This is a genomic window from Pseudomonas palmensis, assembly GCF_049942755.1.
Lineage (GTDB): Bacteria > Pseudomonadota > Gammaproteobacteria > Pseudomonadales > Pseudomonadaceae > Aquipseudomonas > Aquipseudomonas palmensis.
In genome coordinates this window covers 2,412,242-2,436,117 of record NZ_CP187958.1, presented here as the reverse complement: position 1 = coordinate 2,436,117, position 23,876 = coordinate 2,412,242, and the positions used below count along the sequence as shown (strand labels likewise).

Genomic DNA, 23,876 nt, shown 5'->3' with positions numbered 1-23,876 from the left:
GACAGCTTAGCGCCTTAGGAGGCGGGCGCAGGGGTTTCCTGCAACGCCGCCAGCAAAGCCGTGGCACTGGCACCACGGCAATCCACTACATTCTGTGCGCCAGCGGCGCGGGCCTGCTCGGCAACACGCGGGCTCGGCACGAACAGCGGCCACGCGGCCAGTCGCGACCAGTCGCTGCCAGCCAGCTGGCGCAGGTGTTCAAGACCCTGCCCACTGCTGACCACCACGCCGTTCAGGCGTTCCGCATCGATGCGTCGCATCAGCGTGCCGACCGGGTACTCGGGCAGGCAGCGGCGGTACAGGGGCAGATAATCGACACTAGCACCCTGCGCGGTCAATCGCTCGGCCAACAGCTCGCGACCGTCTTCGCCGCGCATGATCAGAAAGCGCGGCTGGGGCTGTGCGAAAACTTCCTGCAGCCGGGTCAGTTGCAGCAGGGCTTCGCTGTCGTCCCCCTGTGGCGGGAAGTGCACTTCGCAGCCATGGGCCTGCAGGATCGCGGCGGTAGCCGCCCCCACCGTGAACCACGGCAGGGCCGGCGTGCGGGGCCAGTACTGGTCGAGCAGGGCCAGGCCGAGCCGGGCTGCCGGCTTGCTGACCACGATGACCGCAGCATAGTCGGCCAGGCCGAGCACGGTGCTGCGCTGCGCATCGGTCACCGGCAGCGCTTCGATCTCGAGCAGCGGCAGGCTGCTGCCGAACACCCCGGCCTGGGCCAGGGTCGCGGCCAGTGCCGCGCAGTCGTCGGCCGGCCGGGTCAGCAGCAGGCGCCAGCCGTTCACGGGTGGCCGGCCTCGCCATACACCGCCTTGAGAATGTCTTCGGCGCCCTGGTTCAGCAGGTCTTCGGCGACGCGTACACCCAGTGCATCCGCGTCTGCGCGCGGTGCACGTGCCTCGGCGCTGAGCAACAGGCCACCGGCCGGCTCGCCCACCAGGCCGCGCAACCACAGCTGCTCGCCCTCGAGCACGGCGTAACAGGCGATCGGTACCTGGCAGCCGCCGTTGAGGTGCTTGTTCATGGCCCGTTCGGCCACCACGCGGTCAGCCGTATCGGCGTGGTGCAGCGGCGCGAGCAAGGCATGGATTTCGGCGTCGGTGGTGCGGCACTCGATGCCTACCGCGCCCTGGCCACCGGCTGGCAGGCTGTCGTCGACGCTGATGCTGGCGGTGATGCGGTCTTCGAAACCGAGGCGGATCAAACCGGCAGCCGCCAGGATGATCGCGTCGTACTCGCCGGCATCGAGCTTGGCCAGGCGGGTGTTGACGTTGCCGCGCAGGAAGCGGATCTCGAGGTCGGGGCGGCGGGTCAGCAACTGCGCCTGGCGACGCAGGCTGGAGGTGCCGACAATGGCGCCTGCCGGCAGTGCATCGAGGCTGGCATAGGTGTTGGAGACAAAGGCATCGCGCGGGTCTTCGCGCTCGCAGATGCAGAACAGGCCCAAGCCTTCGGGGAAGTCCATCGGCACGTCTTTCATCGAGTGCACGGCGATGTCGGCTTCCTGCTCCAGCAGCGCGGTTTCCAGCTCCTTGACGAACAGGCCCTTGCCGCCGATCTTCGACAGTGGCGAGTCGAGCAGCTTGTCGCCGCGGCTGACCATCGGCACCAGGGTCACCACCAGGCCGGGGTGTGCCTGTTCGAGGCGGGCTTTTACATAGTCGGCCTGCCACAGGGCAAGGGCACTTTTGCGCGTGGCAATGCGGATTTCACGAGTGGACATGGATCGATCCGTACGAGATAGATGCGCGGGATGATAACAGCTCAATCCGGGCTGCTAGCAGATCTATGTCAGTGGAGGGGTCGACCGTCCCTGGTCAAGCAGTGCTCCCGCCCCGCCCTAAAGCTGCTGCATCATCTTGCGTACGCCGGCCACATGGCGGCGGCTGACAATCAGGGCATCGCCATTGAGGCCCTTGAGAAAAAGCTGGAAATGCCCCAGCGGCGTGCGCTGCAGGCGTTCGATACGGTCGCGGGCCACCAGCGCGTTGCGGTGGATACGCACGAAGCGCTCGCCGAACTCGTCTTCCAGAGCCTTGAGCGGTTCGTCCAGCAGCACCTCGCCGCCCTCATGACGCAAGGTCACGTACTTGTGATCGGCGATGAAGTAGATCACCTGGTCGATGGGAATCAGCTCGATGCCCTTGCGGGTCCTGGCGCTGATGTGGCTGCGCGGCCCGTTGCCGCTTTCGGCGCCGGGGCGGGTCAGCGCCGCCAGCTGCACGCGGTTCGGGCGCTCGGCCTTGCGCAGCGCGTCGCGCAGGGCATCGGCCTGAACCGGCTTGAGCAGATGGCCCAGGGTGCTGTCCTTGAACGCCTGCACGGTGAATTCGTCATCCCCCGTACAGAACACCACGGCCGGTGGCGCTTCGCGCTCGCACAACCGGGCCGCCACCTGCAGCCCGTCCATGCCGGGCATGCGGATGTCGAGCAGGACCACCTCGGGCTTGAGGCTGTCGATCAATGCCAGGGCCTCTTCGCCATTGGTGGCGCTGGGCTCCAGCACGGTATAGCCCTCCAGCTCGCCGAGCATTCGGCTCAGGCGTTCCCGGGCTTGGGGTTCGTCATCAACGATCAGGACATTCATATAGCGCTGGATTCCTGCGTGAGTCTCGCACAAGGATAGCGTAGACAGGTGAAGTGACGACCGTCACGGCGATCCACGCTCAGACTCGCACGAGGGCTAAAGATTCACTGGGAGGGCGAAACCTGCCAATCCTCTGTCCAACTGTAGACGGTTGCAGGCACGCTGCCGTTCAATCGATAAATATCCTTTTGCATCGCCCCTGTCGTGGCCCCCGGCTGCGACACAAACCCGCAGTTGCGCCGACCGCCGAGCCCCGTGAGCCCCGGCAACCCTGCTATCATCTGCGCCACTTTTTCCGTTCACGCCTTACACGAGTGAATCCATGAGCACCGACAAGACCAACCAGTCCTGGGGCGGCCGTTTCAGCGAGCCGGTCGACGCCTTCGTCGCCCGCTTCACCGCCTCCGTCACCTTCGACCAGCGCCTGTACCGCCACGACATCATGGGTTCGATCGCCCACGCCACCATGCTGGCCAAGGTCGGCGTGCTCACCGATGCCGAGCGCGACAGCATCATCGACGGCCTGACCACCATCCAGGGCGAAATCGAGGCCGGCAACTTCGACTGGCGCATCGACCTCGAAGACGTGCACATGAACATCGAGGCACGCCTGACCGACCGCATCGGCATCACCGGCAAGAAGCTGCACACCGGGCGCAGCCGCAACGACCAGGTGGCCACCGACATCCGCCTGTGGCTGCGCGACGAGATCGACCTGATCCTGGCCGAGATCACCCGCCTGCAAAAAGGCCTGCTGGAGCAGGCCGAGCGCGAAGCCGACACCATCATGCCGGGCTTCACCCACCTGCAGACCGCCCAGCCGGTGACCTTCGGGCATCATCTGCTGGCCTGGTTCGAAATGCTCAGCCGCGACTACGAGCGCCTGGTGGACTGCCGCAAGCGCACCAACCGCATGCCGTTGGGCAGCGCCGCACTGGCCGGTACCACCTACCCGATCGACCGTGAACTGACCTGCTCGCTGCTGGGCTTCGAAGCGGTGGGCGGCAACTCGCTGGACGGCGTGTCCGACCGTGACTTCGCCATCGAATTCTGCGCGGCGGCCAGCATCGCGATGATGCACCTGTCGCGCTTTTCCGAAGAGCTGGTGCTGTGGACCAGCGCGCAGTTCCAGTTCATCGACCTGCCGGACCGCTTCTGCACCGGCAGCTCGATCATGCCGCAGAAAAAGAACCCCGACGTCCCCGAGCTGGTACGCGGCAAGACCGGCCGCGTGTTCGGCGCCCTGACCGGCCTGCTGACCCTGATGAAGGGCCAGCCGCTGGCCTACAACAAGGACAACCAGGAAGACAAGGAACCGCTGTTCGATGCCGCCGATACCCTGCGCGATTCGCTGCGGGCATTTGCCGACATGATCCCGGCGATCAAGCCAAAGCACGCGATCATGCGCGAAGCCGCGCTGCGCGGGTTCTCCACCGCCACCGACCTGGCTGATTACCTGGTAGGCCGCGGCCTGCCGTTCCGTGATTGCCACGAGATCGTCGGCCACGCGGTGAAGTACGGCGTGGACACCGGCAAGGACCTGGCCGAGATGAGCCTGGACGAACTGCGCCAGTTCAGCGACCAGATCGAGCAGGACGTGTTTGCCGTGCTGACCCTGGAAGGCTCGGTGAACGCGCGCAACCACATCGGCGGCACCGCACCGGCCCAGGTACGTGCAGCCGTGGCCCGCGGCCAGGCACTGCTGGCCAGCCGCTGAGGCATTCGCCAGGCCCGCCTGGCGGGCCTGGCTGCGCTGAAGTCAGCGCTTGCCGGTACGCACCATCTCGAGGAAGGCCGGCATCTGGGCTTCCTTGTCTGCGGCGTTTCTCTGCACGTTGGGGTTCTGCTTGAAGTGTTCGAGCAGGGCCTTGGCCTGCGGGAAGTCCGCCAGCACATCCATATCGAACACCTTCTTGCCCACCGCATACGCCAGGTCGACGCTGTAGCAGAACAGGATGTCCGCCAGGGTCATCTGCTCGCCCGCCACATAGGGAGCGAAGGCACCGTTGCGCTTGAGAGCGGCAAGACCCGCCAGCAGCTCGGCCTTGGCCTTTTGCTTGATGGCCGGGTCCACCTGGGCACCGAAGAACGCCTCGGGGTAGCAGGCTCGGGCCGGCAGCTCGATGTACAGCTCGATCTCCTTGGCCAGTTCGCGCACCTTGGCCTGGGCGAACACGCCCTCGGGCAGCAGCGCCTTGCCGGGCTGGGTCTGCTCGATATAGTCAAGGATCAGGTTGGTCTCACTGAGAAAGCCGTGCTCGGTCTCCAGCACCGGCACCTTGCCGCAGGGGCTGATCTTCAGTGATGCGGGGCCGGGGCCGCCGAAAAACAGCACCTCTTCGAAGGGCACGCCCTTTTCCAGCAGCGCCAGTTTGACCATGTTGTAGTAGTTGCTGACTGCAAAACCGTGAAGCTTGAGCATGAAACATGCCTCCAGGCCGAAAGGGGTTGGCCTGGCCTTTATAGACGCTACCGCAGGCACTGACCAGCATCATGCAGTTGCTCGATAGCCAGGCATTGGCGTGCACTGCATGGCAAACTGGATGCCCATTCCGAGGAGAGCGCCCATGAGCGAGCCCACCGATATCGACAATGACGAAGAAGCGTTCGCCGAATCGACCCTGATCCAGGCCATCGAGAACCAGATCGAGAACGACAACCCGCCAGCGGCCAAGGCCACGTTCAACAAGCTGACGCTGGTGGGCTACGAGCGCGAGGACATCCTCAACCTGATGGCCCACGTGCTGGCCTGCGAGATCGACGCCATGCTCGAGGACGACCGAGCGTTCGATACGCAGTGGTACGAAACCGCCCTGCGTGCGCTGCCTGAGTTACCACCCGAAAAGGACTGAAGCAATTACCGGCTGGCGTGGCTACACTGCAACTTCATGTACCCCTGCAAGGGTGCTGCCCTCCACTTCAGGAAAGTCCGGAGTATCTATGTCGTTTACCCCCGAGCTGATTGCCGAACTGGAAATACTCGCGCTGTTCAACCTGGACAGCACGCAGGAAGGACTGAAAGTCCATGCCACCGCAGCACCCCAGGCGATTGCCGCCGCCAAGCGCCTGTTCTCCAAGGAATTGATCACCCAGGAAGACGGCGGCTACCTGACCCCGCTGGGCCGCGATGCGGCGCAGAACGTACAGCAGTTGCTGATCATCCTGAACACGGTCGCCGAGCCGGCTTGAGAGCTTCGCTGAAGCCTTCGCCGGCAAGGCCGGCTCCTGCAGATCGGTACAGGAGCCGGCCTTGCCGGCGAAGGCCACACCCGGTCAATACGTCAGGCGCTGACAAAATGGCGCCAGAAACCAAATAGATTTCAGCCCCTCGCCCCGTAGCGGCTAAACTCGCCATTGCTCCCGTGATGGCCAGTTAGAGCCCTGCAATGAACCACCCCCACGAAATTCGACCCGACCTCGACGAAGGCATCGATCGCAAGGTGCTCAGCCAGTTGCGCAAGCGCTTCCTGGCCATCAACCAGGGTCGACTGGCACGCGCCATGGAAGGGTTGTCGAGCCGCCAGCAGCAGGTGCTCAACCTGCTGGCGCTGTTCTTCCACGTCAATCACCCGCTGCTGCCCGGCTACGTATCGGGCACCACTCCGGCGGGCATCTCGTGCTACGAGCCCGACGACGAGGCGCTGGCCGAGGCCCAGCGCCTGACCCGCTCGTTCACCTACCGCAAGCGTCACGGCCAGCCACCGCGCCCGCTGCTGGGGCTGTACCTGATGGGCAGCCTGGGCACCCTGGCCCAGGCCGATGAAAGCGACATGGACGTGTGGCTGTGCCACGCCCCCGGGCTCAGCGAGGCCGAGCTGAGCGAGCTGCGCAGAAAGTGCGTGTTGCTGGAGGTCTGGGCCGCATCCCAGGGCGCCGAACTGCACCTGTTCCTGATCGAGCCGGAGCGCTTCGTCACCGGCGAGCGCAATACCGCACTGAGTTCCGACGACTGCGGCACCACCCAGCACTACCTGCTGCTGGACGAGTTCTACCGCACCGCGCTGTGGCTGGCCGGGCGCACGCCGCTGTGGTGGCTGGTGCCGGTCTACGAGGAAGGCAGCTACGCGCATTACACCCAGACCCTGCTGTCCAAGCGCTTCATCCGCGCCGACGAGAACCTGGACCTCGGCCACCTGGCCCACATCCCGCCCGGCGAGTTCGTGGGCGCCGGGTTGTGGCAGCTGTTCAAGGGCATCGAGTCACCCTACAAGTCGCTGCTCAAGCTGCTGCTGACCGAGGTGTATGCCAGCGAACATCCGCACGTGCAGTGCCTGAGCCTGCAGTTCAAGCAGGCGGTGTTCGCCAACCGCCTCGACCTCGACGAGCTGGACCCGTACATGATGGTGTACCGGCGTATCGAGCAGTACCTGCAGCACCGCGGCGAGGCCCAGCGCCTGGAGCTGGTGCGACGCAGCCTGTACCTGAAGGTGAACAAGAAGATCAGCCTGCTGGCGCGCCAGCGCAGCGGCGGCTGGCAGCGCGACCTGCTCGAGCGCCTGACCCGCGAGTGGGGCTGGGACGAGCGCCAGCTGTTGCTGCTGGACAGCCGCAGCCAGTGGAAGGTGCGCCAGGTGGAAGCCGAACGGCGCATCCTGGTGGCCGAACTCAACCACAGCTACCGTTTTCTCGGCCAGTTCGCACGCAACCCGCAAGCTGCCACGCGCCTCGACCAGCGCGACCTCAACGTGCTGGGCCGACGCCTCTACGCCGCCTTCGAGCGGCGCGCCGGCAAGGTCGAGTTCATCAACCCGGGCATCGCCCCGGACCTGGCCGAAGACACCCTGACCCTGGTCCAGGCACCCAATCGCCAGGAGCCTGGGCAAACCCATTGGAGCCTGTACAGCGGCAACCTGAACGCCCATGAGTGGGAGCAGTTCGTGCCGTTCAAGCGCTGCCGCGAACTGCTCGAACTGCTGGCCTGGGCGCACCGCAACGGGGTGATCGACAGCACCACGCGCCTGGCGCTCAACCCCGGCAGCAGCGACCTGAGCGAGTACGAGCTGTTCAACCTGCTGGGCAGCCTGCAGCAGAGCGTGGCCCTGCCGTTCAAGGAAGTCAGCGAGGCGCGCCTGCTGCAACCGAGCGTGGCGGACGAGATCCTGCTGCTGGTCAACGTCGGCATCGACCCGCTGCAGCATCACCGCGACCTCAATATCCTGATGACCACCGAGCGCACCGACTCGCTGAGCTACGCCGGGGTGCGCGAGAACCTGGTGCTGACCCTGGACCAGGTGACCCTCAACAGCTGGAACGAAGTGCTGGTGCAGCGGTATGACGGCGAGCACGCCCTGATGCGCAACCTGCGTGACTACCTCAACAGCCTGGGCAGCAAGGGCCACCTGCCTACGCTGAACGTGCGCTGCTTCTGCCACAACCGCGCCCAGGCCATCGCCCAGCGGGTCGAAGAGGTGTTCGCCACCGCTCAGGCGCTGCTTGCCGAAGGCCTGGGGCATCGCTACCTGATACAGGTGCAGCAGCACACCCATGTACTGGAGTTGCACCACGGGGCGGTCAACCTGGTCAGCCTGGACAGTCAGGATGCACTGTTGGCGTACCTGGGCGAGGAACGTGCCGAGTACACCCCGCTGCACCTGGACGCCAACGTGCTGGAAGACCACGACCTGGCGCTGGTGCTGCCCCAGGGCCAGCCGCAGTGCCTGCAGGTGTTCTACCGGGTGCAGGAGAACTGGGCCGACGTCTACGTGCTGGATGAATTCAATGCGCTGTGGCAGCAACGCCTGCCCTACCACGACGACAGCAGCCTGTTGCTGCCGCTGCAGCGCTTTCTGCAATCGGTGGTGTTCCGGCACAACGCACGGCTGCCGCTGGAAGAGCTGCCGGCACAGGGCGCGCTGGACATCCTCTACTATCAGCTGTCGCCCTCCGGTATCGGCCGGGCACGCCAGCTGGAGCCGCGCCAGGCACCGCCCACCACGCTGGGCAGCACCGCCTACGAAGTGCAGGCGATCATCCAGGCAGGCGTCGAAGACGCCTTGCAGGTGACGTTGTACTGCAACCAGAAGGAGTTTTCGGAGCTCGAGTATGGCGACCAGCTGTATGCGGTGGTCGCCCGCGAGATCGTCGGCCAGCGCCGTGACGCCCAGCGCTACCGCTGCTACATCACCGACCTGGACCTGTCCGACCTGCTTGCCGAAGGCCAGGGCTCGAGCATCCTGTACCTGCGCTACAAGCAGGAACTGGAGCGGGTGCTGAACCAGGCGCTGGAAGCGGCCTGATCAGAGGTCGAAGTCGCCTGCGGCTTCGGGCTGGTACTCGACTTCGAGCAGCTTGAGCTTGAGGGTCTTGCCGCCGGGCACCGGCCAGTCGATCTGCTCGCCCACCGACAGGCCGAGCAATGCGCTGCCCATCGGCGCCAGGATCGAGACCGTGCCTTCGGCGCCGGCGTCCTTCGGGTACACCAGGGTCAGGTGGTAGTCCTTGCCGCTGACTTCATCGCGGCAATGCACGCGCGAGTTCATGGTCACGACACCGGCCGGAACCTCCTCGTGGCTCACTACCTGCTCGGCGCGGTCCAGCTCGTCCTGCAGGGCGAGCACACCCGGCGAGTCCTGCGTCTTTTCATCGAGGCCATCGATCAGACGCTCGAGACGCTGTACGTCCAATCGGGTGAGGATAAGGGAAGGCTTGGTGCTCATGATCCAGTCAGACTCCTTGTTCATGGGTAAAAGTGCTGGGCGTTATAAAGCAAAACCCCGCCCAAGGGCGGGGTTTGCATGTTTTTCGGCCAGGCCGATCAACCTCGACACTACCACAGCACAATAAATACACAAGAGGCTCGCCGTCGCAGCCTAGCCGGCCGCCTGGCGTCGTGCCTGTGCCTGGGCGCAGATCTCGCGGCGGCGCTGGTCGTCGGCGCTGCGCCACTGGCGAATGTCCTCGACATGCCGAAAGCAGCCCAGGCACACCTTGGTCTCGTCCAGCCGGCACAGGCTGATGCAGGGCGACGGCACCGCCGGGCTGACATTGCTGTACAGCGGCTTGGCCGGTTTGGCAGCAGTGCTCATCTCAGATCTCGTCGAAGTCGAGCTTTTCGCCGACCCGCTCCCAGACGATGCGCTCGAGCATCTCGCCGAGCAGTTCCTCGGTCTTCTCACAGGTCCATTTGCCGCTGGCTTCGTCATAGTCGAAATGGAAACCACCCGACTTGTCGGCCAGCCACAGCTGGCGCAGCGGCTCCTGGCGGCTGAAGATCAACTGGCTGCCGTTGTCGAACTTGATGGTCAGAACGCCCGCCGAGTTCTCCATGTCCAGGTCCAGGTCGGTTTCATCGAACAGGTCTTCCAGGGCCTGTTGGGTCGCGTCGACCAGGTCGTGAAAACGCGCTTCGCTCAAACTCATTGCAAGAACCTCGAAAATGTCTGCACACACGCAAGCCGGGCAAGATACGAGCGCCGCGCCACGAATGCAAAGGTTAACGCCCGCAGCCGACACCCTGCACGGGCGCCTGTCCGACGGCGCAGCGGCTACATAGGCAAGGCGCCGGGCGCTCGGTATACTCGGGCGCAATACTGCTTAAATTCAAAGGATTTCGCCATGAAGCGCCTGATTTCCTCCCTCGCGGCGCTAGTCGCGATTGCCTGCCTCGTCTCCGCTTGCGGTCAGAAAGGCCCACTGTACCTGCCTGAAGACGGCAAAGACGGCAAAAAGTCGCAATCGCACCAGCACTGATTAAGGGATCCCCATGGACGCTTTCAACTACCGCGACGGCGAGCTGTTCGCGGAAGGCGTGGCGCTGTCGGCGATTGCCGAACGCTTCGGCACGCCTACCTACGTGTACTCGCGGGCGCATATCGAAGCCCAGTACCGTAGCTACGCCGATGCATTGCAGGGTGTTTCGCACCTGGTGTGCTTCGCCGTAAAAGCCAACTCCAACCTCGGCGTGCTGAACGTGCTGGCACGCCTGGGCGCAGGTTTCGACATCGTCTCGGGCGGTGAACTGGAGCGTGTGCTGGCCGCCGGCGGGCGCGCCGACCGTGTGGTGTTCTCCGGCGTGGGCAAGACCCGCGACGACATGCGCCGCGCCCTCGAAGTGGGCGTGCACTGCTTCAACGTCGAGTCCACCGACGAGCTGGAGCGCCTGCAGGTGGTTGCCGCCGAAATGGGCGTACGCGCGCCGATCTCGCTGCGGGTCAACCCGGATGTCGATGCCGGCACCCACCCGTACATTTCCACCGGCCTCAAAGAGAACAAGTTCGGTATCGCCATTGCCGATGCCGAAGAAGTCTACGTGCGCGCCGCGCAGCTGCCGAACCTGGAAATCGTCGGCGTCGACTGCCACATCGGTTCGCAGCTGACAACGCTGGAGCCCTTCCTCGATGCCCTCGACCGCCTGCTGGCGCTGATCGACCGCCTCGGCGAGTGCGGCATCTACCTGCGCCACCTGGACCTGGGCGGCGGCGTGGGCGTGCGCTATCGCGACGAAGAGCCGCCACTGGCCGGCGACTACATCAAGGCCATCCGCGAGCGCGTGGGCGACCGCGACCTGGCGCTGGTATTCGAACCGGGCCGCTACATCGTGGCCAATGCCGGCGTGCTGCTGACCCGCGTCGAGTACCTCAAGCACACCGAGCACAAGGACTTCGCCATCGTCGACGCGGCGATGAACGACCTGATCCGCCCGGCGCTGTACCAGGCCTGGATGGACGTGACCGCCGTGCAGCCGCGTGATGGCGAGCCGCGCAGCTATGACGTGGTCGGCCCGATCTGCGAGACCGGCGACTTCCTGGCCAAGGACCGTGCGCTGAACCTGGCCGAAGGCGACCTGCTGGCCGTGCATTCGGCCGGTGCCTACGGTTTCGTCATGAGTTCGAACTACAACACCCGTGGTCGCTGCGCCGAAGTACTGGTGGATGCCGATCAGGCCTTCGAAGTGCGCCGTCGCGAAACCGTGGCCGAGCTGTTTGCCGGCGAAAGCCTGCTGCCGGAGTGACCCCATGCTGCTGCGTTTTACCAAGATGCACGGCCTGGGCAACGACTTCATGGTCCTCGACCTGGTCAGCCAGCACGCGCACATCCTGCCCAAGCACGCCAAGCAATGGGGTGACCGGCACACCGGCATCGGTTTCGACCAACTGCTGATCGTCGAGGCGCCGAGCAATCCGGACGTGGACTTTCGCTACCGGATCTTCAACGCCGACGGGTCCGAAGTCGAGCAGTGCGGCAACGGTGCGCGCTGCTTCGCGCGCTTCGTGCTGGACAAGCGCCTGACGGCGAAAAAGCGCATCCGCGTCGAGACCAAGAGCGGCATCATCGAACTCGATGTGCGCGGCGACGGGCAGATCAGCGTCGACATGGGCCCACCGCGCCTGGTGCCGTCCGAGATCCCCTTCGACGCCCCCGCCCAGGCCCTGAGCTACCCGCTGGAAGTGGCCGGTCGCACGGTCAACCTGGCCGCCGTGTCGATGGGCAACCCCCATGCGGTGCTGCGCGTCGACGACATCAACAGCGCCCCGGTGCACGACCTCGGCCCGCAGATCGAGAACCACCCGCGCTTCCCGCAGCGGGTCAACGTCGGCTTCCTCCAGGTCATCGACCGCCACCGCGCCCAGTTGCGCGTGTGGGAGCGCGGCGCCGGGGAAACCCAGGCCTGCGGCACCGGTGCCTGCGCCGCGGCGGTGGCTGCCATCAGCCAGGGCTGGATGGATTCGCCGCTGCTGATCGACCTGCCCGGAGGGCGCCTGTCCATCGAGTGGGGCGGCCCGGGCCGGCCTGTAGTGATGACAGGCCCTGCCGTACGCGTGTATGAAGGACAGGTTCGCCTATGAGTGAGTACCAGCCATGACCGACCAGCCCCACACGCCCACCGCAGAGCCCGAAGCCTCCGACGCCCAGGGCTCGACGCCCAGCGTCGGGGCCCAGGACGTGGTGGCTTACCTGCGCGCCAACCCGGCGTTCTTCGCCGAGCATGACGACCTGCTGCTGGAGCTGCAGGTCCCTCACCAGCGCGGCGACAGCGTGTCGCTGGTGGAGCGCCAGCTCAAGCTGCTGCGCGACCGCAACATCGAGATGCGCCACCGCCTCTCGCACCTGATGGACGTGGCCCGCGACAACGACCGGCTGTTCGAGAAGACCCGCCGGCTGATCCTCGACCTGCTCGACGCCGACAGCCTCGAGGCCGTGGTGATGGCCGTCGAGGACAGCCTGCGCCAGGAGTTCAAGGTGCCGTTCGTGAGCCTGATCCTGTTCGGCGATACCGTGGCGCCCGTGGGCCGCTGGGTCAACCCGACCGAAGCACAACAGGCCATCGGCGGCCTGCTGTGCGCGGGCAAGACGGTCAGCGGCACCCTGCGCGACCACGAGCTGGACTTCCTGTTCGGCGAGGCCCAGCGCCCCGAAGTCGGCTCCAGTGCCGTCGCCGCGCTCGACTATCAGGGCCTGCATGGCGTGCTCGCCATCGCCAGCCACGACCCGCAGCACTACAAAAGCAGCGTCGGCACCCTGTTCCTGAGCTACATCGCCGAAGTGCTCGGCCGCGTGCTACCGCGCTTTACCCAGACCCTGCGCCCGGTACGCTGATGGAGCGCCAGCTGGACGCGTTCATCGCGCACCTGCGCAACGAGCGCCAGGTGTCGGAGCATACCCAGCTGGCCTACCGGCGTGACCTGGCCAACGTGCTGGCCTACTGCGAGAAAACCGGCATCGCCAGCTGGAGCGCCCTGCAGATCCAGCACCTGCGCCAGTTCGTGGCGCGCCAGCACCATGCCGGGCAGTCGTCGCGCAGCCTGGCGCGCATGCTTTCGGCGGTGCGCGGCCTGTACCGCTACCTGAACCGCGAAGGCCTGTGCGACCACGACCCGGCCAACGGCCTGGCCGCGCCCAAGGGCGAGCGCCGGCTGCCCAAGACCCTCGATACCGACCGCGCGCTGCAATTGCTCGAAGGCGCGGTGGACGACGACTTTCTCGCCCGCCGCGACCAGGCCATGCTCGAGCTGTTCTACTCCTCGGGCCTGCGCCTGTCGGAGCTGACCAGCCTCGATCTCGATCAGCTCGACCTGCCAGCCGGCCTGGTGCAGGTGCATGGCAAGGGCAGCAAGACCCGCGTGCTGCCGGTAGGCCGCAAAGCCCGAGAGGCATTGGAAAAGTGGCTGGCGCTGCGCGGCATCAGCGCCCCGCAGGACAACGCGGTGTTCGTCAGCCAGCAAGGCCGGCGCCTGGGCCCGCGGGCGATCCAGCTGCGGGTCCAGGCGGCGGGCAGCCGCGAGCTGGGGCAGAACCTGCACCCGCACATGCTGCGCCACTCCTTCGCCAGCCACCTGCTCGAATCGTCCCAGGACCTGCGTGCGGTGCAGGAAATGCTCGGGCATGCCGACATCGCCACCACGCAGATCTACACTCACCTGGACTTCCAGCACCTGGCGAGCGTCTATGACAGCGCCCACCCAAGGGCCAAACGCAGCAAGGACAGTGACTCATGAGCATTCAGCTGATCACCTTCGACCTGGACGACACCCTGTGGGACACCGCCCCGGTCATTGTCAGTGCCGAGGCCGTGCTGCGCGACTGGCTGGCGGCGAATGCACCCGACCTGGGCGCGGTGCCGGTGGAGCACCTGTATGCCATTCGCGAGCGCCTGGTGCAGGCCGAGCCGGGCCTGCGGCATCGCATCAGCGCCTTGCGGCGCAAGGTGCTGTTCCATGCCATGAGCGACGTCGGCTACAGCGAAGCCAGGGCCCACGCCCTGGCCAACGAGGGCTTTGAAGTGTTCCTGCATGCGCGCCACCAGGTGGATATCTTCCCCGAGGTGCAGCCAGTGCTGGAGGTGCTGCGCCATCGCTACACCCTGGGCGTGGTTACCAATGGCAATGCCGACGTGAGGCGCCTGGGGCTGGCCGACTATTTCAGGTTCGCCCTGTGCGCCGAGGACCTGGGCATCGGCAAGCCCGACCCGCAGCCGTTTCTCGAAGCATTGCGCCAGGGCCAGGCCGAGGCCGGCAATGCCGTGCATATCGGCGACCACCCGGGCGACGACATCGCCGGGGCCCAGCAGGCCGGCCTGCGCGCGATATGGTTCAACCCGCAGGGCAAGGCGTGGACGGCCAAGGGGCAGCCGGATGCCGAGATCCAGCGCCTGTCGCAGCTGCCTGAGCTGTTGCTCAGTTGGCGTTAGCCCCGCTGGCCCCATCGCGGGTCAAGCCCGCTCCCACAAGGGTTGCGGTGATCGTTGTAGGAGCGCGCCTGCCCCGCCATAGCGTCAGCAGCGGCAACCGATAACGCCACCCACAAAAAAGCCCGCAGCGACGGCGGGCTCTTCTGTTCGACGGCACCCCTCAGATAGGACGGCTACCGTACTTGTTGTCTGGCTTCTTGGGCGGATCGGCGACCACGTTGGCCTCCACTTCCTGCACCTTGCCGCCACGCGACAGGAACTCTTCCATCGCCTTGGCGAGCGCGTCGCGCTCCTTCTGCTTGGCTTCCATGCTGGGCATTTCGTCGACCGAGACCGCAGCCTTGGACTTGCCCTTGGCTACCGGTGCGGGGCTGTCGTCACCGCTGTCATCGGCAACGTCGTCGGCAGCCGCTTCCAGGCCTTCATCGGTATCGTCTTCGTCGCCCACTTCGAGGTCGTCGTTTTCCAGATCATCGTCGCTCATGTTCTACCTCATGACTTGCGAAAAGCAGATAAGTTATAGACCAACAGCGCCAGGTGCGGCCACTGCCGGAAAAATCCAGGGCCACGGGTAGCCCGCGGCCAGCGGCGCCCGCCCTACCGCCTGGCGAGCACCGTGCGGGCCCGTGCAGGGCCCGACAAAAAGAAAGAGCTGCCGGCATTGCTTCACCAGCTGACCCCGCCGTGAGCGGCCTGTTCAATGCCAAGCCTAGCAAAGGGTATCGAAGTGCGCGGACAGGTCATCCGCACCCTACGGCGCGCATTCTAGCGTGATGTGTGAAAAAGCAAAGTGCCTAAATATCCTTGTTCGCTGTAAGTTTTATGCTTGATGGCCATTACAGCGTCAAGCGCCTGCAAATGCCCCCGTGGAAACCGTTTGCGTGCCCTTGGATGGACAAAATCCAGGCAAAAAAATGCCCGGCAAGCCGGGCATGTTTTTTCGAGCATGTTACAGGTTGTAGCCACGCTCGTTGTGCTGCGCGAGGTCGAGGCCGACCGCTTCTTCCTCTTCGTTGACCCGCAGGCCCATCACCAGGTCCAGCACCTTCAGAATCACGTAGGTGACGATAGCGGTGTAGATCACCGTGAAGCCCACGCCCTTGGCCTGCACCCAGACCTGTGCGCCGATATCTTCGACGGTACCGAAGCCGCCCAGTGCAGGGGCCGCGAACACGCCGGTGAGAATCGCGCCGACGATGCCGCCGATGCCATGCACGCCGAAGGCGTCCAGGGAGTCGTCATAGCCCATCTTGCGCTTGAGGCTGGTGGCGCAGAAGAAGCACACCACACCCGATACCAGGCCGATCACCAGCGCGCCCATCGGGCCTACGGTGCCCGCAGCCGGGGTGATCGCCACCAGGCCCGCCACCACACCGGAGGCGATGCCCAGGGCGCTGGGTTTGCCGTGGGTGATCCACTCGGCGAACATCCAGCCCAGCGCAGCGGCGGCCGTGGCGATCTGGGTCACCAGCATGGCCATGCCGGCGGTGCCGTTGGCAGCGGCTGCGGAGCCGGCGTTGAAGCCGAACCAGCCGATCCACAGCATGGCCGCGCCCATCAGGGTGTAGCCCAGGTTGTGCGGGGCCATCGGGGTGGTCGGGAAACCCTTGCGCTTGCCCAGCACCAGGCACGCCACCAGGCCTGCGATACCCGCATTGATATGCACCACGGTGCCACCGGCAAAGTCCAGTACGCCCCAGTCCCACATCAGGCCGCCGGCACCGGACCAGACCATGTGCGCGATCGGTGCGTAGACCAGGGTGAACCACACGGCCATGAAGATCAGCATGGCCGAGAACTTCATGCGCTCGGCAAAGGCACCGACGATCAGGGCCGGAGTAATGATGGCGAAGGTCATCTGGAAGGTGATGAACACCGCCTCGGGGAACAACGAGGTCAGGCTCGCGGGGGTGACGCCGGCCAGGAAGGCCTTGGAGAACCCGCCGACGAAGGAATTGAAGTTGACCACGCCCTCTTCCATACCCGTGGTATCGAACGCCAGGCTGTAGCCGTAGACCATCCACAGAATGCTGATCAGGCCGGTGATGGCGAAACACTGCATCATCACCGAAAGCACGTTCTTGGAACGCACCATGCCGCCGTAGAACAACGCCAGGCCCGGGATGGTCATGAACAGCACCAGCGCGGTGGCGGTCAACATCCAGGCGGTGTCGCCGGAGTTGAGCACGGGGGCGGCTGCCTCCTCTGCCATGGCCATGCCAGGCATTACGAGGGACAAAAGGGCTCCTAGCCCTGCGAACTGACGCAGAGTCATATTGTTATCTCCTGGGGCGTTGGGGTTTGGGGCGGCGTTACTTAGATCGCGTCGGTATCGGTTTCACCGGTACGGATGCGGATGGCCTGTTCCAGATTGACCACGAAAATCTTGCCGTCACCGATCTTGCCGGTGTTGGCCGCCTTGGTGATCGCCTCGATGACCCGGTCCAGGTCCTTGTCGTCGATGGCGACATCGATCTTCACCTTGGGCAGGAAATCGACTACGTATTCAGCACCGCGATACAGCTCGGTGTGGCCTTTCTGCCGTCCGAAGCCTTTGACTTCCGTGACGGTAATGCCCTGCACGCCGATTTCGGACAGCGACTCGCGCACGTCGTCCAACTTGAATGGCTTGATGATGGCAGTGACTAGCTTCATGAAACTCTCTCCCGAATTGGTGGACTTGCCCCAGGAAAACAAACCCGTCTCAAGTCTAAGCGCAGTGCCTGGCTTTGTAACGCTTCGTCGGCCTCAATCCCAAGGCCCGACACCAGTGCATGAGTCACTTGGCTCTAAGCAGAAACCTTGCCATGTCTGCCAAAGCCACCAATTACAACGGCTTGCGTGCCTTACGGGGAATTGGCCAGTCGCCAGCAGGGCAAACACGCACAAAAACGGTGCACTCCCGGTCGCGAGAATGCGCGAAAAGCGTGCGGGGCGAGCGGGCGTGGGGTGCGTGTTACACTGGCCGCCTCTTTGCATTTACCGGACGGACCAACATGCTCGCGCCCAAAGCCTTTCTCGATGCCCTGAGCGACCAGGCCTCGCGCCTGTTCAGCGGTGACACCGCGCAGCCGCGCAGCGAACTGGAAAGCCAGTTCAAGGCGCTGCTGCAAAGTGGTTTCAGCAAGCTGGAACTGGTCAGCCGTGAGGAGTTCGACAGCCAGATGGTAGTGCTGGCCCGCACCCGCGCACGCCTGGAGGCGCTGGAGGCCAAGGTCGAAGAGATGGAAGCGCGGCTGAACCCGGCGGCTGCCGAGTAGAGCGCAGCGCAGCCTTCGTCGGCGGGGCCGGCGCCTGCAGGGTCATGCAGGGGCCTGCCTCACCTTCTCATACCGCACATCCCCCTCCTCCAACTGCGCCACCACCTCCCACCCCAAGCGACGATAGAAGCCATTGGCACGCACGCCGTCGCGGCCCGAAGGCTGCACCGGGGCGCCGTGATCTTGACCAGCGCCCCTGGCCCCGTCAACCGCTGCAAAACCTCGACTCACTCTCCCCCGCGCACCCTGCGCGCGCACCACTATCCTTGCCCCAGCCGCAGGACGCGGCATTGTCCCGATCATGGAGTGTGCATGTCCCTCGCCCTTGTCCACAGCCGCGCCCAGGTGGGCGTGCTGGCCCCTGCGGTCACCATCGAAGCGCACCTGGCCAACGGCCTGCCCAACCTGACCCTGGTCGGCCTGCCCGAAGCCACGGTGAAGGAAAGCAAGGACCGTGTGCGCAGCGCCATCCTCAACTCCGGCCTGGAGTTCCCCGCGCGGCGCATCACCCTCAACCTCGCCCCCGCCGACCTGCCCAAGGATGGCGGACGCTTCGACCTGGCCATAGCCCTGGGCATCCTGGCCGCCAACGGGCAGATGCCGATCGCCTCGCTGCACGCAGTGGAATGCCTGGGCGAGCTGGCGCTGTCGGGGGCGGTGCGCTGCGTGCAGGGCGTGCTGCCTGCCGCCCTTGCCGCCCGCGAAGCCGGGCGCGCCCTGGTGGTGCCACGGGAGAATGCCGAGGAGGCCTGCCTGGCTTCGGGCCTGGTGGTGTACGCCGTAGACCACCTGCTGGAACTGGTCGCGCACCTCAACGGCCAGCAGCCCCTCGAACCCTACAAGGCCAACGGCCTGGTCCTGCACAGCCAGCCCTACCCCGACCTCAACGAGGTACAGGGCCAGCTCGCCGCCAAGCGTGCCCTGCTGGTCGCGGCGGCCGGGGCCCACAACCTGCTGTTCAGCGGGCCACCCGGCACCGGCAAGACCCTGCTCGCCAGCCGCCTGCCCGGTCTGCTGCCACCGCTGAACGAGCGCGAAGCGCTGGAGGTGGCGGCCATCCAGTCGGTCGCCAGCCCGCTGCCGCTCAACAGCTGGCCGCAGCGTCCTTTTCGCCACCCGCATCACTCGGCGTCGGGGGCCGCACTGGTCGGCGGTGGCAGCCGCCCGCAACCCGGCGAGATCACCCTGGCCCACCATGGCGTGCTGTTTCTGGATGAGTTGCCGGAGTTCGAGCGGCGCGTGCTGGAAGTGCTCCGCGAGCCACTGGAATCGGGCGAAATCGTGATCGCCCGGGCCAAGGACAAGATCCGCTTCCCGGCCCGCTTCCAATTGGTGGCGGCGATGAACCCCTGCCCCTGCGGCTACCATGGCGACCCCACCGGTCGCTGTCGATGCAGCAGCGACCAGATCCAGCGCTACCGCAACAAGCTCTCCGGCCCGTTGCTTGATCGCATCGACCTGCACCTGACCGTCGCCCGTGAAGCCACGGCGCTCTCGCACTGCACCGACAACGGCCCCGCCAGTGCCCACATCGCAGGGCAGGTGGCTGCCGCACGCGAACGACAACAACAGCGCCAGGGCTGTGCCAACGCCTTTCTCGAGCTGCCCGGCCTGCGCCAGCACTGCGCGCTGTCCACTGACGATCAGCACTGGCTGGAAACCGCGTGCGAACGACTAACCTTGTCGCTACGGGCCGCGCACCGCCTGCTCAAGGTGGCACGTACGCTGGCCGATCTGGAACAGGCCGCACACATTGCGCGTGTGCACCTGGCCGAGGCCCTGCAGTACCGCCCCGGGCCTTAGGTGCCTTGACGCCCATCGGTTTGTGCAATGCCGGGCGCAGCCTCATCATGCGCCCTCACTGTTCAACGCTGCCGCCGTAGCAGCCCCCTGGAGCCGAGCGATGCCACACGAAGGCAGCCTTTTGCAAACAGCCGTCATCTTCCTGCTTGCCGCGGTCATTGCGGTGCCCCTGGCCAAGCGTTTGCAACTGGGCGCCGTGATCGCCCCGGATACCAGCCACGGCGACAGCCTGGCACACCTGATTACGTCCAAATCCTAAAATCACGCAGGACCTTTCCTTACCGTTCCAAGCCGGGAAAATCCGGGATAAGCAACTGCTAAGTTGCGCTCTTCCCAGCTTGCGACACCCACTCATGACCAAGAAAAACGTTCTCCTTTCCCATTGCTTCCATTGCGCGGGTGAATCATGAGCCAGCGCATGAATATCTTCGGCAAGGGCCAAGGTCTGGACGGAGATCTCACCAGTACAGGTGCAATCTGCATAGCCAGTCATGCGCGCGGCCAGGTGCACGACATCCCTTGGCTACTTGAAGGCGACAGGACCACACCCTGCCCTCACTGCGGTGCAGAAGGCACGATCATCGAGGGTGAATCGCGCTGGCGACAGGACGGCCTCAGCACAGCCGTGGATGGCTCACTGGTTCAGTGCAAATGTCCGCTGGGCAGCAACTATGTCATTGCACCGCTACATCAAGGGCCTGCCATCAGGAGCAGCATTCCACTCCAGCCTAGCGCATCGACGCTCGGATTTGAGTCGACTCCCTCACCACGACAAGCAGTCAGCACAATGACAACATTCGCGCAGCCCAGACTGGAGCCGGGCTTTCATATTGTCCAGCACAGCCAGTCATTCAATCAGGTGCTGCATGGGCTGGCTGACCCGCAGAGGCACCTGGCCATTCGTCTGCAGCGTCTCAACCCAACCTTTGAGAACGGCTTCAAGGCAGGGGAAATCTTTGTCATCGGTGATCCAGGAAGTGCGCAGATGTGTACGCGTGAGGAACTGCATCTGATGGAAGCGGCAGAACTGGCGCGAGATAGTCTTGCCGGTCTGAGCCCCGATGAGGCCGATTTCATGATGAGGCACCAGGCCGAAATCGCAGGATTACTAAGTGACGTGAGTCTGTCGATGGGGGTGGCCCAGGCCATGATGGCGAGGTCATTCGAAGACCTGAAGAATACACTGCATCAGGTCGAGCTCTTGCATCAGCAGCAATTCTCCAAGCATGGCCATTTGAAAAGCCCACAGTTCTTCGCTTCCCGTAAAGAACTTTTCAAGCGAATGGAAGCGCAGTTGCGGATAGCCTTCCTCAACAAACCGATGAACCTGGGCAGCCATGACACCTTGCGCAGAGGCCTTGGAATATCGAGCAGGAGTCTGGTGCATCATTGGAGCAAAGCGGGCGTCCCAGGACAAATTCCGGGATATGCAACGCACTTGGAGAAGGTGGCAAGGATGTCAACGTACCTGAAGACCGGCGGGCACATCGGCGTAGTGATAGGTGCTGCTTCTTCGTACTTCAAGATTCGAGAGGCGTGCATGGCAGGAGAAACCAAGGCGTGTAAAAAGATACGCTTCACCGAGGCTGGCAGTTTCTTGGGAGGGCTTGGTTTTGGTTCACTGGGGGGCGCCGCTGCAAACAGGGTTTTCGCGGTAGGTTGCTTGAGTTTAGGACCGGTGAGTGCGACCGTTTGTAGTGTCGCCATCGTCGGTGCAGGGGCTTTAGCAGGGAGTCTGGGTGGTATGTCAGGTGGTGAATGGCTAGGGGAAGTTATGTATGAGCACGCCCAGCCATGATGGCCTTCTGGGAGTCCCACTGGGCGCTGGCGTTTATGTTAACCCCCTGCTTCTTGGGGATCGGGGGCCTCTTGTCAGAGGTACAACTTGCCCATTCTCGACATTTTTCAAGTTTGCTTCACGCCTTTCGGCGCAGTGACTGTCTGCCCAGATTCTTGCAGATATGGGGAACACACGGCTTCATTTCTCGATGCATGATCGTATCAGCACTCAGCGGGATCATGTTGTATGCAAGACGCTCCATCAAACGAGGGCAGCTGGATCCGAAGGACTTTCATGAATTCCCTCTTGCGCTCAAAAGGCGCCTGACTATTACCTCATGGCTGATCATCATTGGGTTTGCCTGGTTCATGTTTGGCGTAGGCCTGCTCAACTTGAGCAAGCCGTAACGGACGGTAAACCGCCGGCTCCCCAAGCCCCTGACGCAAAAACAGGCAAGTGTTGAAGAGCAGGCAATAAGGCATTTACCAATCGAATCTAAGCACTACAGCAACGCGCTCAAGCGCAGCTGCGACGCCTGCGAGCAGAACACCAGCCGCGCATCCCCGGCCGACATCACCACGGGCACCAGGTCCAGGCGAATGCGCGGCAGCAGGCGATTGAGCATCTGCTGGCAATCCCGGCGCAGGTAGCTGTCTTCGCCGGTCAGGCGACTGACCAGGCGGAAAGTCAGCGAGTCCCGCGCCAGTACCAGCAAAATGTAGCGCCGCGTGCCGGTCTCGCGCAGCAGCCACACGCCGGTCGCCAGTTTCAGCAGCGGCGTGAGCGTCTCGATCAGCTTGTTGCGCTCCACGGGCACCAGGTCGTGGGGCACCCACTCGCCGTCTTCACCGTCATCGTCGCTATCGGCACGCTGCAGGGCATCGGCCTCGCGCCGATAGTGCTCGGCCGCGCCGCGGTCATCGCTGCGCAGGGCCAGCACGCTGAGCTTGCGCAGGCTGTACAGCTGCAACGGCCCGCGCTGCTCGGCCACCTGCCGCCACAGTGCTGCGGCGGCGTCCGGGCGCCCGGCCTGGGCATGACACTCGGCCAGCTGATAGCGCACCGCCGCGTCCGGCGCCTGCTGCAGTGCATCTTCCAGCAAACGCAGCGCCTCATCGCCCGCCTCGCCAAGGGTGCGGTACAGCCAGGCCAGCCGGGCAATCTCGTGGCCCGACAGCGCACGGATACGCCGTTTGCGCTGCAGGTCGTGCTGCTCGGCCACCAATGCCTCGCGCTCGTCACGGGCGCGCTGGCAATGCCGGGCATTGTCATCGGCCTGCTGTTCGTCCAGGCGCTGCGCCAATGGCAGGTGCTGCTCGCCCAGCCAGGCCTGCGCCGCGCTGGGCTGGCTGCGCTGCCACACCAGTGCCGCGTCGGGCTGATCGGGTGCCCCCCCCAGCGCCGCCAGGCGGTCGGCCAGCGCCGGGTGGGTATCGCTGTCGTCGGTCTCGTTGCACAGTGCGCCATGCAGCCAGCTGCGGGCCTCGGCAATGTCCTGCGGCAGGCTCGGCGCACCGCTGCGGGCCAGGTCGGTCAATGGCGTGGTGCTGCCGGCAAGAAACACCTTGGGCCAGAACGCCTGCTCCAGCGCCCGCCCCTGCAAGGCCAGGCCGACCAGCGCCTCGCGCATCGCCTCGACCCCGCCTACCCGCGCCGCCTCGGCGTCGGCCTGGTACTCGCAGCGCCGCGCAAAATCCATGCTCACGGCCAGAAAACGCGGTACGTACCAGCCCACGAACAGACGCAGCGGAGCGCTCGACAACGAGCGATGGCGCTCCAGCCGCTCGCTCGCCGCCTGCCATTGCAGCCGTGCGAAATACACGCGGCTGGCATAGCGGCCATGACGCTGGGCGATGTGCGCGCACTCATGCGCCAGGATCGCCGCACAGGCCCGCGGCGACAGCGCGTCGAGCAAGGGCAGGCCCAGCCACATCACGTTGCGCGTCCTGCGAAACAGTACGTGGTGCTGGCGGATACTGGCGTTGAAGTCGTCGTTCAGGTACACCGCATCCAGCGCAGGCGCGCCGAGTGCCAGGCGCAACCGCTCGATTTCCTCGAACAGCTGCGGCGCGTCCACTGCCTGCAGGGCGATGCCGTCCTCGCTGGAATCGGCACGCGTCGCAAAGGGCAGCTTGAGCATGCTGTAGCCGAACATGCCCGCTGGCAGGGTCACGAACCCGGCCAGCAGCCCCGCAGCACCGGGCAGCCACATGCACATCGCCAGCGGCAGCACGCACAGGGCCAGCCCGCCCACCAGCAGAAAGCCGTTGCCCAGCAGCAGCCAGGCACGAAGTCGCAACCGTTGCAGTGCGGCCATGGGCG

At 64.9% G+C, this 23,876-nt stretch carries 24 protein-coding genes and 3 pseudogenes; 14 read left to right on the top strand and 13 right to left on the bottom strand.

Going from position 1 to position 23,876, the window contains the following annotated elements; translation table 11 throughout:
• Window positions 1-14: 14 nt before the first annotated feature.
• The 4 genes and pseudogenes from ACPRTJ_RS11180 to ACPRTJ_RS11165 form a co-directional block, all read right to left on the bottom strand.
• Complete coding sequence (locus tag ACPRTJ_RS11180) at window positions 15-782, bottom strand: uroporphyrinogen-III synthase (protein ID WP_253086259.1); 768 nt, start codon at window positions 780-782, stop codon at window positions 15-17.
• Window positions 779-1,720 carry a hydroxymethylbilane synthase gene (gene hemC / locus ACPRTJ_RS11175; RefSeq protein ID WP_043863370.1) on the bottom strand — a complete coding sequence of 314 codons (942 nt, stop codon included), beginning with the start codon at window positions 1,718-1,720 and terminating at the stop codon, window positions 779-781. The genes ACPRTJ_RS11180 and hemC overlap by 4 nt, the downstream gene beginning before the upstream one ends.
• Before the next feature lie 117 nt (window positions 1,721-1,837).
• Window positions 1,838-2,584 carry a LytR/AlgR family response regulator transcription factor gene (locus ACPRTJ_RS11170; RefSeq protein ID WP_043863369.1) on the bottom strand — a complete coding sequence of 249 codons (747 nt, stop codon included), beginning with the start codon at window positions 2,582-2,584 and terminating at the stop codon, window positions 1,838-1,840.
• Window positions 2,581-2,688 (bottom strand): annotated as a pseudogene (locus ACPRTJ_RS11165) (sensor histidine kinase); the annotation flags it as partial. The gene ACPRTJ_RS11170 and the pseudogene ACPRTJ_RS11165, both read right to left, overlap by 4 nt.
• Before the next feature lie 218 nt (window positions 2,689-2,906).
• On the opposite strand from ACPRTJ_RS11165, the gene argH reads away from it, so the two are divergent.
• Window positions 2,907-4,301, top strand: a complete 1,395-nt coding sequence (gene argH / locus ACPRTJ_RS11160) for an argininosuccinate lyase (protein ID WP_426428841.1) — start codon at window positions 2,907-2,909, stop codon at window positions 4,299-4,301.
• A 42-nt stretch (window positions 4,302-4,343) separates the two neighbouring features.
• On the opposite strand, the gene ACPRTJ_RS11155 is transcribed toward argH, so the two are convergent.
• On the bottom strand, window positions 4,344-5,006 hold the full coding sequence (locus tag ACPRTJ_RS11155; RefSeq protein ID WP_043863367.1) for a glutathione S-transferase: 663 nt from the start codon (window positions 5,004-5,006) through the stop codon (window positions 4,344-4,346).
• Between the two features lie 145 nt (window positions 5,007-5,151).
• Here ACPRTJ_RS11155 and ACPRTJ_RS11150 point away from each other — a divergent pair, with 145 nt between their 5' ends.
• The 3 genes from ACPRTJ_RS11150 to ACPRTJ_RS11140 all read left to right on the top strand — a co-directional run bounded on the left by ACPRTJ_RS11150 (window position 5,152) and on the right by ACPRTJ_RS11140 (window position 8,820).
• A complete protein-coding gene (locus tag ACPRTJ_RS11150; RefSeq protein WP_043863366.1) occupies window positions 5,152-5,436 on the top strand; it encodes a hypothetical protein in 285 nt (94 codons plus the stop codon).
• An 88-nt stretch (window positions 5,437-5,524) separates the two neighbouring features.
• Window positions 5,525-5,773: a TIGR02647 family protein gene (locus tag ACPRTJ_RS11145; RefSeq protein WP_043863365.1), complete on the top strand. Its 249-nt coding sequence runs from the start codon at window positions 5,525-5,527 to the stop codon at window positions 5,771-5,773.
• A 197-nt stretch (window positions 5,774-5,970) separates the two neighbouring features.
• Complete coding sequence (locus ACPRTJ_RS11140; protein WP_426428838.1) at window positions 5,971-8,820, top strand: class I adenylate cyclase; 2,850 nt, start codon at window positions 5,971-5,973, stop codon at window positions 8,818-8,820.
• On the opposite strand, the gene rnk is transcribed toward ACPRTJ_RS11140, so the two are convergent.
• The 3 genes from rnk to cyaY all read right to left on the bottom strand — a co-directional run bounded on the left by rnk (window position 8,821) and on the right by cyaY (window position 9,943).
• Complete coding sequence (gene rnk / locus ACPRTJ_RS11135; RefSeq protein ID WP_043863363.1) at window positions 8,821-9,240, bottom strand: nucleoside diphosphate kinase regulator; 420 nt, start codon at window positions 9,238-9,240, stop codon at window positions 8,821-8,823.
• Between the two features lie 153 nt (window positions 9,241-9,393).
• Window positions 9,394-9,609 carry a DUF1289 domain-containing protein gene (locus ACPRTJ_RS11130; protein WP_078480661.1) on the bottom strand — a complete coding sequence of 72 codons (216 nt, stop codon included), beginning with the start codon at window positions 9,607-9,609 and terminating at the stop codon, window positions 9,394-9,396.
• A 1-nt stretch (window position 9,610) separates the two neighbouring features.
• The gene (cyaY, locus tag ACPRTJ_RS11125) at window positions 9,611-9,943 is read right to left on the bottom strand and encodes an iron donor protein CyaY (RefSeq protein ID WP_043863361.1); all 333 of its coding nucleotides are present in this window, start codon (window positions 9,941-9,943) and stop codon (window positions 9,611-9,613) included.
• A 195-nt stretch (window positions 9,944-10,138) separates the two neighbouring features.
• Here cyaY and lptM point away from each other — a divergent pair, with 195 nt between their 5' ends.
• Genes lptM through ACPRTJ_RS11095 form a run of 6 tightly spaced genes read left to right on the top strand, consistent with a single transcriptional unit; the run spans window position 10,139 to window position 14,711 of the window.
• A complete protein-coding gene (gene lptM, locus ACPRTJ_RS11120; protein ID WP_043863360.1) occupies window positions 10,139-10,273 on the top strand; it encodes an LPS translocon maturation chaperone LptM in 135 nt (44 codons plus the stop codon).
• Window positions 10,274-10,286: 13 nt separating this feature from the next.
• Window positions 10,287-11,534, top strand: coding sequence for a diaminopimelate decarboxylase (lysA, locus tag ACPRTJ_RS11115; RefSeq protein ID WP_043863359.1), 1,248 nt, complete (start codon window positions 10,287-10,289; stop codon window positions 11,532-11,534).
• 4 nt (window positions 11,535-11,538) lie between these two features.
• Window positions 11,539-12,369 carry a diaminopimelate epimerase gene (dapF, locus tag ACPRTJ_RS11110; RefSeq protein WP_058541735.1) on the top strand — a complete coding sequence of 277 codons (831 nt, stop codon included), beginning with the start codon at window positions 11,539-11,541 and terminating at the stop codon, window positions 12,367-12,369.
• A gap of 13 nt (window positions 12,370-12,382) precedes the next feature.
• On the top strand, window positions 12,383-13,120 hold the full coding sequence (locus ACPRTJ_RS11105) for a DUF484 family protein (protein ID WP_088514612.1): 738 nt from the start codon (window positions 12,383-12,385) through the stop codon (window positions 13,118-13,120).
• A complete protein-coding gene (gene xerC, locus ACPRTJ_RS11100; protein WP_078480655.1) occupies window positions 13,120-14,019 on the top strand; it encodes a tyrosine recombinase XerC in 900 nt (299 codons plus the stop codon). The genes ACPRTJ_RS11105 and xerC overlap by 1 nt, the downstream gene beginning before the upstream one ends.
• Window positions 14,016-14,711, top strand: a complete 696-nt coding sequence (locus tag ACPRTJ_RS11095) for an HAD family hydrolase (protein WP_123753391.1) — start codon at window positions 14,016-14,018, stop codon at window positions 14,709-14,711. The genes xerC and ACPRTJ_RS11095 overlap by 4 nt, the downstream gene beginning before the upstream one ends.
• Before the next feature lie 160 nt (window positions 14,712-14,871).
• Here ACPRTJ_RS11095 and sutA read toward each other — a convergent pair whose 3' ends face one another.
• From sutA to glnK, 3 genes are all read right to left on the bottom strand, one after another.
• The gene (gene sutA, locus ACPRTJ_RS11090; RefSeq protein WP_043863351.1) at window positions 14,872-15,195 is read right to left on the bottom strand and encodes a transcriptional regulator SutA; all 324 of its coding nucleotides are present in this window, start codon (window positions 15,193-15,195) and stop codon (window positions 14,872-14,874) included.
• Window positions 15,196-15,660: 465 nt separating this feature from the next.
• Window positions 15,661-16,986 (bottom strand): ammonium transporter, encoded by a 1,326-nt coding sequence (locus ACPRTJ_RS11085; protein WP_043863350.1) that lies wholly within the window; start codon window positions 16,984-16,986, stop codon window positions 15,661-15,663.
• A gap of 41 nt (window positions 16,987-17,027) precedes the next feature.
• Window positions 17,028-17,366 carry a P-II family nitrogen regulator gene (gene glnK, locus ACPRTJ_RS11080; RefSeq protein ID WP_002555808.1) on the bottom strand — a complete coding sequence of 113 codons (339 nt, stop codon included), beginning with the start codon at window positions 17,364-17,366 and terminating at the stop codon, window positions 17,028-17,030.
• Between the two features lie 341 nt (window positions 17,367-17,707).
• Between glnK and ACPRTJ_RS11075 the strand changes: the two genes are divergently transcribed.
• Window positions 17,708-17,971, top strand: a complete 264-nt coding sequence (locus ACPRTJ_RS11075; protein ID WP_043863349.1) for an accessory factor UbiK family protein — start codon at window positions 17,708-17,710, stop codon at window positions 17,969-17,971.
• Between the two features lie 42 nt (window positions 17,972-18,013).
• Here ACPRTJ_RS11075 and ACPRTJ_RS11070 read toward each other — a convergent pair.
• Window positions 18,014-18,127 (bottom strand): annotated as a pseudogene (locus tag ACPRTJ_RS11070) (GNAT family N-acetyltransferase); the annotation flags it as partial.
• 156 nt (window positions 18,128-18,283) lie between these two features.
• Here ACPRTJ_RS11070 and ACPRTJ_RS11065 point away from each other — a divergent pair.
• From ACPRTJ_RS11065 to ACPRTJ_RS11055, 3 genes and pseudogenes are all read left to right on the top strand, one after another.
• Window positions 18,284-19,774 (top strand): YifB family Mg chelatase-like AAA ATPase, encoded by a 1,491-nt coding sequence (locus ACPRTJ_RS11065; protein ID WP_236176478.1) that lies wholly within the window; start codon window positions 18,284-18,286, stop codon window positions 19,772-19,774.
• 100 nt (window positions 19,775-19,874) lie between these two features.
• Window positions 19,875-19,976, top strand: a pseudogene (locus tag ACPRTJ_RS11060) (hypothetical protein); the annotation flags it as partial.
• Window positions 19,977-20,192: 216 nt separating this feature from the next.
• Entirely contained in the window at window positions 20,193-21,572 is a 1,380-nt protein-coding gene (locus tag ACPRTJ_RS11055; protein ID WP_426428830.1) for a PAAR domain-containing protein, read from the top strand.
• A 484-nt stretch (window positions 21,573-22,056) separates the two neighbouring features.
• On the opposite strand, the gene ACPRTJ_RS11050 is transcribed toward ACPRTJ_RS11055, so the two are convergent.
• On the bottom strand, window positions 22,057-23,871 hold the full coding sequence (locus ACPRTJ_RS11050; RefSeq protein ID WP_426428829.1) for a M48 family metalloprotease: 1,815 nt from the start codon (window positions 23,869-23,871) through the stop codon (window positions 22,057-22,059).
• Window positions 23,872-23,876 lie beyond the last annotated feature (5 nt).